The organism is Oscillibacter sp. CU971 (assembly GCF_905219725.1).
Classification (GTDB): Bacteria; Bacillota; Clostridia; order Oscillospirales; family Oscillospiraceae; genus Oscillibacter.
Window position 1 is genome coordinate 1 of sequence record NZ_CAJMXG010000094.1, and the last position, 10,903, is coordinate 10,903.

Sequence of the window (10,903 nt, forward strand, 5' to 3'; positions counted from 1 at the left end):
GCATTTCCTGGAGGGCACCGGGGCCGGGGTTTTTCTGGAGGCCCTGGGCTTCTGGGGCCTTTGTCAGAGGGCCTCTTTGCCGGAATGGGCGGGGCGGGCGGCGGAGCGCCTTTCCAAAGCCTCCTTCTGCGTCTTTTTAACCCATGTGTTTTTCTTGCAGTTCTTCGCCCGCCACGGACTCCGGGCGGCGGAGGGCCCCCNGCTTTTCACCGTGCCCCTGGTCTCCCTCCTGGTCCTAATCTGCGGCTGGGGGGCCTACGCCCTGTTCTCCCGGGTCCCGGGGGTCCGGCGCTGGCTGATTTAAATACCCGCATAAAACGCGCCTCCCGCGGCATACTGTCGTCAACCGACATCTGCCACGGGAGGCGTTCTTTTCATGACTCAGATTCTGCAAGACACCGGCATGACGGTGCTGACCACCCTGCTGTCCATCCTGGCCCTGTTCCTCCTCACCAAGCTGATGGGGGCCAAGCAGGTGTCCCAAATGACCATGTTCGACTATGTGGTGGGCATCACCATCGGCTCCGCGGCCGCCGAGCTGGCCACCGAATTGGAAGAGCCCCACAAGCCCCTCACCGCCCTGATTGTCTACGGGCTGGTGGCCGTGAGCATCTCGGTGCTTTGCTGCAAGTCCCTGAAAATCCGCGCCGCCGTCACGGGACGGCCCGTGGTGCTGCTGGAGGACGGGGTGATTTACCGGGAGAACCTGAAAAAGGCCAAGCTGGACTTGAGCGAATTTNTCACCTACTGCCGCATCGGCGGCTGGTTTGACCTAAGCCAGCTCCAGACCGCCGTCTTCGAGCACAACGGCACCGTCAGCTTCCTGCCCAAGGAGGCGGACCGCCCCGCCACCCCGGCGGATTTGAACAAGAATCCCTCCCAGTCCCAGGTCCAGACTCCCCTTATCATGGACGGGAAGCTGCTCTCCGGCAACCTCCGCCAGGCGGGAAAGGAGGACGAATGGGTCCGCCGCTGCCTCCTCCGCCAGGGCTACCGGAACGAGGGGGAGGTCTTCCTGGCCCTCTGGGGCGGGGGAGAGGATTTGACGGTGTTTCCTATGGAGCCCGGAAGAAAAAGGGAGGCCCCAGGCGCCGGACACTAAACACTAAGGCCGGAGCGGGAACCTCGCTCATAAAATATCAATTTGGGGGAAATGGCCTGACCTGGGGGTCAGGCCCCACAGGGAAAGTGCATGCCCCTGGCCAGGCCACAGCATTTCAGGCCCATTGATGCTGGTATTTCTATAGGACAGGAATCCATCTTTGTGGGGCCTGGTCCCCAGACCAGGCCATTTCCTGATNTTCCCCCAGGCTCAATGGGCCAGAATGAATTCCTCCAGCTCCTCCGGTGTTTTCACCACAGCCACCGCTCCGGCCTCCTCCAGCTCCCCCGGCGGGGCATAGCCGAAGAACTCCACCCCGGCGCAGTCCACGCCGCAGGCCCGGGCCCCCAGCACGTCGAATTTCCGGTCCCCCACCATCAGCACCTGGGGGAGATCCCGCTCCGTCAGGCCCAGCTGCCGCATGGCCTCCCGGACCACGTCCTCCTTTTCCCAGTCCCCGTGGGGCGGGCTTCCCACCAGGGCGGAGAGGTGGGGCGTGAAGCCGAACCGGGCGCAGATGGAAACGCACAGGTTTTCCGGCTTGGAGGAGGCCAGGGCCAGCACATAGCCCCGCTCCTTCAAGCGGCCCATGACGGCTTCCATGCCCGGGGCCGCCCGGTTCTCATACTGGCCCACGGGCTCGTAAATCAGGCGGAAGCGCTCCACCGCCTCCGCCGCCTTCTCCGGGCTGTAGCCGCAAAAGCGCATAAAGGAATCCTGAAGGGGCGGGCCGATGAAGCGGAGCAGGGTTTCCTCCTCCGGCACCGGGCCGCCGTAACCCAGGATGGTCTCCCGAACCCAGTGAACAATGCCCTCCCGGGAGTCCGTCAGGGTCCCGTCCAGGTCAAATAAAATATAACGGTACATATCAAGCCTCCTGGAGAAATTGGGGGACNCNNACGCCNGAAGCCCCGCCGTCTACCTCGCAGACGGGCCCCTCCAGCCGCCGGACGGCCCCGACGGGCCACAGGGACAGGAAGTCCTCCACCCCCGTCACGTTGGGCAAACCGTAGGGGGCGTGCCGGTAGTGCANGGGGATGACGCACTTGGGATTCAGGGCCTCGCAGACGGCCTTGGCCCCCGCCGCGTCCACGGTGTAGGTGCCTCCCACGGGAATCAAAACCGCGTCCAGGGGGCCGATGGCCTCCACCTGCTCCGGCGAAAGCGGGTGCCCCAGGTCCCCCAGGTGGGCGACGGCAACGCCGTCCGCCGAGAGGATATGGATGGTGTTGGGCCCCCGGAGGGCCCCGCCCTCGCCGTCGTGGAAGGTCTCCACGGTGCGGATGGTGAAGGGGCAGGGGCCGTCGAAGGAGACCAGCTCCGCCTGGTCCACGGCGTTGTGGTCAAAGTGGCCGTGGCTGCAAAGAATCTTGTGGACCTGGAGCTTTNGCTCCGCCAGGGCCGGATAACCCTCCACGCCGGTGTAGGGGTCCAGCAAAATCCGATAGCCGCCCTGCTCCACCAGAAAACAGGCGTGGCCCAGCCAGGTGAGTTTCATNTCAATCTCCTCCTTGCGGGTATTTCAAAAAACGGGGGCGGATCTCCGTCCGCCCCCTTACTATATCAGATTTACGGCTGTTTGTCNTCCGGGTTTTTCGGTTCGTCCTTCTTCCGCTTGAAGAAGCTGCCCCCCGTCCGCTCCCGGGACTGGCGGAAGGTCTCTCCCCGCTGGGCCTGGCGCCGCTTGGAGACCTTCACCACCAGCAGAATGATGAGGGCCAGGAGGACCATCCAGGTCCAGTTGTAGGCCAGGTACACGGCCACATCCTGGAGGAAGTCCCCAAAGCCGCGGAGCCCGTCCGTGAAGGCGTTCCCCAGGCGGCTTCCAAAGGTGGGCGGGGCCTCCTCCACCGTGGTGAGGCGCAGCACCTCCCGCAAGCGGACGTCGATGGTGGCGAAATCCACCAGGGAGTCATAATGCCGGAGGGACCCGGTAAGCTGCTCGATCTGGTATTCCGTCTCGCTGATGGCGTTTTCCAGGTCGATGATGTCCTCCATATTTTCCGCCTTGGAAAGCAGCGCCTGAAGCCGCTCCATCTTCGTCTTCTGGGTTTCCAGGCGGCTCTCCGTGTCGTAGTACCGCTCGCTGATGTTTTCGGCGTTCTGGTCCTGGCTGGTGACGTGGCTGATTTCCCCCACGGTCTTCAAAAAGCCCCGAAACTCCTTGGCGGGGACCCGGACGGTATAGCTGGCGCTCCGGCTGCCGTCGCCGTAGCTGTCGGCGGAGGNGTACTCCAAATAGCCCCCCAGCCTGTCCACCAGGTCCTCCAGGGCGGCGGTACAGGCGTCGTAATCCTGAGTCTCCGCCTGGATGCTGGCGGTGTAGACCATCTTGGCGCTGGCCAGGCGGTCCTCCCGGGGCTCCTCTGTGGTCGCCCCCGGCTCGGCGGGGGAGCCCCCCGCCGAGCCGGCGGGGGCGTCAAAGCCGAACTCCCTTACCTCGGCCTTCCACTCGTCCCCGCTGCCGTCATAGGCCGTCTGGCTCTCGCTGTCGGCGGAGGCGCTGGAAGCGCTTCCCCCGCTGTAGCCCCCGCCTCCTCCGCAGGCGGTGAGGGTCAGGGCCGTCAGCAGGGCCGCCAGGAACAGGGCAAGTCCTCTTTTCATCCGTTCATCCTCCTTGTCCGCCCCGTCTTCCAAGCGGGGCTGTTACCTATATAGACGGATTTTCCAGGGGAAAGGTTCCGGGGATTTTTCCCCTATGAAAACAGGGCCCCGCCTTCGGAGCCCTGTTCGCCTCGTATCACGCCACCGCCGAGAAGGGGGTGCGCGTCTTCTGTTCTTCCTCGTTCTGCCGGGCCAGGTCCTGCTGCTGGGCGGCGTTATCCGTGTCCGCCTTGGTGACGGTGCGGGTGGTGCCGCCGGAGACGTAGGACTTGCCGCACTCCGGGCAGATTTCCGTGTGCATGGTCACGTTCTGGCTTACCACCTTCCGGCCCTCCCGGTTGGCCTTGGCCTGCTCCCGGTAGACGTGCTCCATCTCATGGCCCCGGACGGCGGAGGCCGCCTGCTCCGGCTTGATGTTGGTGGGCGTCTGGAAGGACACGCCCATGTCGTCGGACCCGTCCTGGTACTTCCGGCTCTCGCAGGTCTCGCACTCGCCCTCTTCCAGGGCCTCCTGGGCGCTCTCGGCCCCCTGGGCGCTCTCNGCCCCCTGGGCGCTCTTGCCGTCCAGGGCCTTTTCGTCCTCCGCGTCTCCCTNCTGTCCGGGGAGGCCGGGCAGCNTCGCTTCCTCCGCCTTGGGCGCGCCGTTCAAAAGCGCGTCCTCCGCGCCCTTTAAATCGTTCCGGCCCAGGGCGTCCTCGGCCTGGGCCAATTGGCCCTCCAGGGCGTTTTTCCGGGAGCCGTCCACAGGGGAGAGGCCCTCTTTCCCGGTTTCCACGAACATGCCCTCGGGGTCTATCTCGCCGTANCGGNNCCGCATCCGCCCGGCCATGGCCGCCGGGTCGTTCTCCAGCCGGGCCGTCAGCTCNNGCAAGGACGCCTCGTCCCGGGAGATGGGGCGCACGGCCTTGACCGGCTCCACCGGCGTCTCGGGGNAGGCGTTTTTCCGCGCCGTCCAGACCGGCTGCCGGGCCTGCTGGGCCGCGCGGGAATTGCGAATATTTTCCGACAGCCGGGACTGGTAAAACGCCCCGACAGAGCCCATTCCGAAGCTCCCGACGCCTGATATTCCACCGACCATAGAATCACCTCATATTGAAAATTGCCTTGCGGCGAAACTCTAACAAATACAGTATACCATATTCTGCCCAAAGCGCAAGCCCCTTTTTGNGCCTGNTCCAGGCATTTGAGGGGTGCGCCCGTTAAAACCGCCGGGGCCCCGAAAGCCGGNCAAACACGCGCCGCCGGAGGCTTCCCCCCGGCGGCGCCTCCGCTTCTCAATATCCGAAAATCATGTCCCGGCGAATCTCCGCCAGGGAGTGGGCCCCGCACATGGCCATGGCGTCCGCCAGCTCGGCCTTCAGCTTGTCCACGTAGATCCGGACCCCCTCGGCCCCGCCGCCGTAGACCATGTTCACGAAGGGACGGCCAATCAGCACCGCGTCCGCCCCCAGGGCCAGGGCCTTGAACACGTCCAGGCCGGAGCGGATGCCGNCGTCCACCAGGNNGGTCATCCTCCCGCCCANGGCGTCCGCGATGGCGGGCAGGACCTCCGCCGTGGCGGGGCACTGGTCCAGCACCCGGCCCCCGTGGTTGGAGACTACGATACCGGAGGCCCCGGCCTCCAGGGCCTTCTCCGCCCCCCGGACGGTCATGACGNCCTTGAGGATGAAGGGGGCCCCCTCCAGCATATCCACAATCTCCCGCAGCTCCGCCACGGTCTTGCTGCCCGCCGGGGGCTGGAGGTTTTTCAGAAACGGCAGCCCCGCCGCGTCGATGTCCATGGCCACGGCGAAGGGCTTCGCGGGCTTGATGAGGGCCAGCTTCTCCCGGATAGTCTCGATATTCCAGGGCTTGACGGTGGGCACGCCCCGGCCGCTTTGCTTTTTCAGGGCCTCCGCCGCGGCCTCCATGACGGCGGGGTTCGTGCCGTCGCCGGTNAAGGCNCCGATGCCCGCCTGGGCGCAGGCGGCCACTAAGATGTCGTTATAGGCAAGGTCGTCGTATTTGTCCCCGTAGTGGAGCTGCATGGCCCCCACGGGGGCGGCGAAGACGGGCAGGTCCACCGTCTGGCCGAAGAGGGCGAAGGAGGTATCCACGGGCTTGTTCTCGCAGATGGTGTCCATGTTGACGCAGAGCTCCTGCCACTTCTGGTAGTTGCGGATAAAACCGGTGCCAACGCCCTTGGCCCCGGGGCCGGGGATGGCGTTCCGGCACCCCAGGCCGTTGCAGGTGGGGCAGGATTTGCAGTGGGGGCCCATACAGGTACGGGCGTTTGCCAGGACTTCCTGATAGGTCATGTCGGGTTTCCTCCAAATATGTCAAAATTTTCAGGTTCGCTTATAAGCCGATTGTACAGGAAACAGGGAAGAAAGGCAAGGGGGAACGATCCGGGGCCGCGCCTCATAGAATGCAGAGGTGATCCTATGACAAACCCAAACTGCGACCCCCTGGCCCTCACCACCATGGTGAACTCCCTGGCGGTGGCCATCGCGGGTCAATTGAACGACCAGGAGCTGGGCCTGGCGGGGGCCATCCTGACCCAGCTGGGGGACACTCTGGAGACCATCGCGGCCCAGCGGGAAATTTGTTCCCGCTGACCTAACGCTCCAGCAGNCGCTTCGCNATCTCCACGTTTCCCTGCTCCAGCTCCCGCAGCTTTCGGACCGCCACCGCCTGGGCCTCCTTGTCCCCGGCCTGGGCGGCGGCACGGTCAATCATGGCGTTCAGGGTTTCCTGGGTCAGGTCCTTTAGGTCCGCGAAGTTCTCCTGCCCGATATACCGCAGGAAGGAGGAGACCTTGGGGTCGTACACCACCCCCGCCAGGGGGATGCCCTGCCCGGCGGCGAAAATCAGGGCGTGGAGCCGCATGGACACCACCGCCTCCATCCGGGACAAGGCCCCGATGATGGTCCCGGCGGCCCCGGCGTCGTCCAGGAAGTAATGGGGCGTGTCCCCCAGGCACTCCGCCGCCTCCCGGGCGGCGGCGGGGTCCTGGCCCTTCTCCACCGCCGTAAAGACGGGGGTGAGGCCGTAGCCCTCCCAGGCGTACCGGGCGGCGGCCCCAAAGAGGGGGGCCTTCTCCGAAAAGCCCGGCCAGGGCCGGAGGGCGAAGCAGATCAGCCGCTCCCCCCGGGGCGGGATGCCCGCCCGGAGGAGCACGCTGTCCGTCTTTTCCTCCGCCGCCGGGGCAAGGGTCAGGGCCGGGTCCGCCGTCAGCTTGATTTCCGGCCTGTCCACCCCCATGGATCTCAGTTCCTCCAGGGAGTCCGGCTCCCGGAGGGTAATCACGTCCACGTTCCGGTTCAGCACCTTGGCCGCCAGCTTCCGGTGATTCTCCCGCTTGACGGGGCCGATGCCGCAGCCATACATCTGAACCTTGCAGCCCGCCCATTTGGCGGCCCGGATGTTCATGAGGTAGAACCAGAGGGAGCGGCGGGAGGTCACGTCCTGGATAAGGCTTCCGCCGCCGTTGATATAGAGCCTTGCCTGTTTCATGGCCCCCAGCCAGCCGGAAAGGTCCATCCGGCTGACGGAGCGGACCCGGTAGGAAAGGCGGGTGGCCTTGGGATTTTTGGAGATAACCGTCACGGGCATGTCCGGGTCGATGGACCGCATCTCTTCCAGGATCGCCTCCAAAATCGCGTCGTCCCCGGCGTTGCCCCGGCCATAGGCCCCGCAGATCACCACGCCGTCCCGCTCCCGCNGGGGCCGGGCGTGGCGGCGGAGGATTTCCCCGTAGATATGGAGCTGGGTGTCCACGGTCTTTTCAATGGAGAACTGGGCGGAGGCCTTTTCAAAGAGCTTCTCCCCCATCTCNCGCCGCAAGGCCCCGTCGGTTCCCAGGGCCGCCAGGCGCTTGCCCAGGGTTTCCCAGTCCCGAGGGGTGAACAGATAGCCGTTGACCCCATCGTCAATGAGATAGGGGATGCCTCCCACGGCGGTGGAGATGGTGGCGAGGTGGAACCGGGCCCCTTCCGTCAGGGCGTAGGAAAAAGTCTCCGACAGGCTGGTGAGGACGTTGATGTCCAGCGCGCTGTAAAAGCGGTCCATGCCCCCGCTGATCCACCCGGCGAAGGTGACCTGCCGCTCCACCCCCAGTTCCCGGGCAAGAGCCCCCAGCTTCTCCCGCTCCTCGCCGTCTCCGGCGATTACTAACCGTAGTTTGCCGCAGGTTTTATACGCCTCGGCAAAGCCCCGGATGAGGGTGGACATGTCCTTCACCGGGTTCAGCCGGGCGGCGATGCCCACAACCACGGAAGCCGTCTCCACGTCCNCCCCCAGGGAGCGGAGGTAGGTAAGCCGGTCCCCCTGGTCCGNCGCGGGGNTGAAGTCGATGCCGTTATAGATGGCGTAGAAGCGGTCCGCCGGGAAGCCCCGGGAGATGAGCAGGTCCACCATGGCGTCGGAGACGCCCACGCGGTAGTCCAGCCGCCGCAGGGCCCAGGTGTTGATGACCCCGAAGGTGCACCGGGCCAGGGGGCGGCCCATGTAGTCGATTTTATAATCGCTGTGGATGGTGGTGACCACCGGAAGGCCCGTGACCCCCCGGAGGAGGGCGCCGATCATATTGGCCCGGGAGCCGTGGCAGTGGATGAGCTGGAAGCCCTCCCGGCGGATATACTCCGCCAGCTGGCGGCGGATTTTGAAANTGTGGTTGCCGCCGCAAATCATGGTCGGGATGCCCAGGGAACGGGCCTCCCCGGCGAAGGGGCCGTCCCGGAAGCAGACCAGCTGGGCGGTGATGGTCTTGTTCAGGTTCTGGAGGAGGCTCAGCACATGGGTCTTGGCCCCGCCGGAGTCCCCGCCGCTGATGAGATGAATGACCTTCATAACAAATATCCCCTTGTGATTTTGTGAAAGGTATTATATAATATTTTCCGGGCCTTGTCTACCAAAGGCTCCATCAATCTGAAAGAAGGCGGGCCCGGGGCCCGCCGCGGAGGTCTGGCATGGAACAAAAGAAATCATTCAANATTGGGAAATTCAACATCATCGACATCATCGCCGTGGCTTTGATTTTGGCGGTAGTCCTTTACGGAGCCGTGCGCGTCCTGAACCGGGGCGGGACCATTGAGGTGCCCACCATGGAGATTACCTACGTGGTGCGGGTGCAGAACGTGGCCGCGGAGCTGTACGAGAATTCCAAGGAGAATCTGCCCTCCCCGCTGATGGCCTCCGGGGCCCGGCTGAACGGGCGCATTGAGTCCGTGGAGGCCACCCCCTGGCTGGAGCTGGGGCCCGACGGGCAGTGGCACGAAGACCCGGACCATGTGAACCTCTATTTTACCTGCACCGCCACGGTGCCCAAGGAGGAGGTCATGACCACGAAGGTCGGGGAGCAGGAGGTCCGGATCGGAAAGACGGACTATATCATGAAAAGCGAGACGGTGGAGTTCCAAAACGGAACGGTCGTCGATGTGACCTGGGGCTGACCTACTTTTTCTTGTAAGAAAAAGTAGGCAAAAAGAACTTTAGCTCGCTCTGGTTGTCTGNCGGGAAACCGGGCTGGANCGACGGCGACGCAGATTTGCGGGAAGGGGACATCCGATGAAGAGAATATTTGCGCTTCTGNTTTTGCTGGCCCTGCTGGCGGGGTGCTCCGCCGGGGCGGCCCCGGCCATGTACATTCAGCCTGCGGAGCTGAATGAGGAGGAAGAGGCCGTGGCCAAGCTCCTGGGGGCGGACACGGACCAGCACCTTTTTGACGTGGTGCTGGACGGGGCGGCGAAAACCGTCCGCGTCAACACCTATGTGCTGGAGGACGGCAAATGGGAGCTCGTCACCGGCGGCGGGGGCATGTCCCTGAAAGCGGGAGAAAAGAAGGGCCGCATGGCCTTCGGCTTTGAGGACCTCCGGGGCGAGTATCGGGAGGCCGTGCAGTTTGGGAAGGATTTCACGGCGGTGAAGTACGGCTCTTCGGAGGAGATCGACGACCCCGNGGNCATGGGCCGGACGGCCAGCTTCCTGGCTGGCCGCACGGAGATCGTCTACGAGAGAGAGATTCCCATCGCCATCCAGATCAACACGACGAAGAACCAGGTCTTGTCCTACGACCCGGAGTACTTTTTCCAGCCGGAGGAGTATGAGAAGCTGGGCTATGAGCATGTGTACGCGTTGACGGTGATGTTCAGCCAGGAGCCTTTGTCCTGAGAAATTGAAACCCCGGCGGGCCTTGAGGATGGTCCGCCGGGGTTTTGTGTGTNCTATGGAAAGCGCCATGTTCCCGGGGAATGGCCTGACCAGGGGGTCAGGCCCCACAAAGATAGTGCTTNCTCCTTTTCAGGCGNCATCTGTNTTGCGGTACCCCTGTACAGCTATTTGTTGGCTATGGAAAATGGGTTCTAGAGGACTTTCCTCAAAGTGGGACAGGTTTTGACCGGGTACCAAGGCTTNCCTGTGGGGCCTGNCCCCTTGGTCAGGCCATTCCCTCAGTGTCCGCCTTTTTCCCGGCGGACATTTACAGCATACACTTCCCCCGGACCATATATTTCCCCTCCGGCTGGGAGGGGAGCACNTTCCCGCTCTCCACCGCCAGCCGGNCCCGGAGCCACACCTGCCGGATGCCGCCGTCGGTGGCGAAGCCCTCATAGGGGCTGTACCCGGCGGCGGACTCGCAGTCCACCCCCCGGATGACGTGCCCGCCGCTGGGATCGTAGACCACGATATCCGCGTCCGCCCCGGGCTGGAGGGTCCCCTTCCGGGGGAAGAGGCCGTACAGCTTCGCCGGGTTCTCGCTGAGGACGCGGCACATCTGGGCCACGCTCAGCTTCCGCTTCGCAACCCCCAGGGACCACATCAGCTCCCCCCGGGTCTCCACCCCGGGGAGGCCGCCGGGAATCCTGGTGAAATCCTCCCGGCCCATCTCCTTCTGCTCCAGGGTGAAGGAGCAGTGGTCCGTGGAGACGGTCTGAATCTCCCCCCGGCGCAGGGCCTTCCACAGCGCGTCCGCCTCCTTCTTCTCCCGCAGGGGCGGNGCGCAGACNTACCGGGCCGCGTCGGTGAAATTCTCCTGGTAATACAGGCTCTCGTCCAGGGCCAGGTAGTGGGGGCAGGTCTCCACGTACACCGTCTGGCCCCGCTTCCGGGCCCGGAGGACCTCGCCCAGCGCCTCGCCGTTGGTGAGGTGGACGATGATCACCGGGGCCTGGGCCGCCTGGGCAATGCGCAGAANCCGCCCCACCGCCTCCGCCTCCAGAT

10 protein-coding genes are annotated in these 10,903 nt (G+C 64.6%); 4 read left to right on the plus strand and 6 right to left on the minus strand.

Features of this window, described 5'->3' with window-relative positions; genetic code table 11:
* Window positions 1-376 precede the first annotated feature (376 nt).
* A complete protein-coding gene (locus tag JX325_RS08220) occupies window positions 377-1,102 on the plus strand; it encodes a DUF421 domain-containing protein (RefSeq protein ID WP_204790678.1) in 726 nt (241 codons plus the stop codon).
* A 210-nt stretch (window positions 1,103-1,312) separates the two neighbouring features.
* Here the strand turns inward: JX325_RS08220 and JX325_RS08225 are convergent, their stop codons facing one another.
* The 4 genes from JX325_RS08225 to JX325_RS08240 form a co-directional block, all read right to left on the minus strand.
* Window positions 1,313-1,969, minus strand: a complete 657-nt coding sequence (locus JX325_RS08225) for an HAD hydrolase-like protein (protein WP_204790679.1) — start codon at window positions 1,967-1,969, stop codon at window positions 1,313-1,315.
* 1 nt (window position 1,970) lies between these two features.
* Window positions 1,971-2,600 carry an MBL fold metallo-hydrolase gene (locus JX325_RS08230; RefSeq protein ID WP_204790680.1) on the minus strand — a complete coding sequence of 210 codons (630 nt, stop codon included), beginning with the start codon at window positions 2,598-2,600 and terminating at the stop codon, window positions 1,971-1,973.
* Window positions 2,601-2,671: 71 nt separating this feature from the next.
* The gene (locus tag JX325_RS08235) at window positions 2,672-3,706 is read right to left on the minus strand and encodes a DUF4349 domain-containing protein (RefSeq protein WP_204790681.1); all 1,035 of its coding nucleotides are present in this window, start codon (window positions 3,704-3,706) and stop codon (window positions 2,672-2,674) included.
* Window positions 3,707-4,980: 1,274 nt separating this feature from the next.
* Complete coding sequence (locus tag JX325_RS08240; protein WP_204790682.1) at window positions 4,981-6,003, minus strand: alpha-hydroxy-acid oxidizing protein; 1,023 nt, start codon at window positions 6,001-6,003, stop codon at window positions 4,981-4,983.
* Between the two features lie 126 nt (window positions 6,004-6,129).
* Between JX325_RS08240 and JX325_RS08245 the strand changes: the two genes are divergently transcribed.
* Window positions 6,130-6,303 carry a DUF6774 domain-containing protein gene (locus JX325_RS08245; protein ID WP_204790683.1) on the plus strand — a complete coding sequence of 58 codons (174 nt, stop codon included), beginning with the start codon at window positions 6,130-6,132 and terminating at the stop codon, window positions 6,301-6,303.
* Window position 6,304: 1 nt separating this feature from the next.
* On the opposite strand, the gene csaB is transcribed toward JX325_RS08245, so the two are convergent.
* A complete protein-coding gene (gene csaB / locus JX325_RS08250; protein ID WP_204790684.1) occupies window positions 6,305-8,536 on the minus strand; it encodes a polysaccharide pyruvyl transferase CsaB in 2,232 nt (743 codons plus the stop codon).
* Window positions 8,537-8,655: 119 nt separating this feature from the next.
* Here csaB and JX325_RS08255 point away from each other — a divergent pair, with 119 nt between their 5' ends.
* A complete protein-coding gene (locus JX325_RS08255) occupies window positions 8,656-9,138 on the plus strand; it encodes a DUF4330 domain-containing protein (RefSeq protein ID WP_204790685.1) in 483 nt (160 codons plus the stop codon).
* Window positions 9,139-9,253: 115 nt separating this feature from the next.
* Window positions 9,254-9,856, plus strand: coding sequence for a lipoprotein (locus JX325_RS18690; RefSeq protein ID WP_374220597.1), 603 nt, complete (start codon window positions 9,254-9,256; stop codon window positions 9,854-9,856).
* Between the two features lie 307 nt (window positions 9,857-10,163).
* Here JX325_RS18690 and JX325_RS08260 read toward each other — a convergent pair.
* On the minus strand, window positions 10,164-10,903 hold a 740-nt coding region (locus tag JX325_RS08260; RefSeq protein ID WP_204790686.1), incomplete at its 5' end, for an amidohydrolase family protein.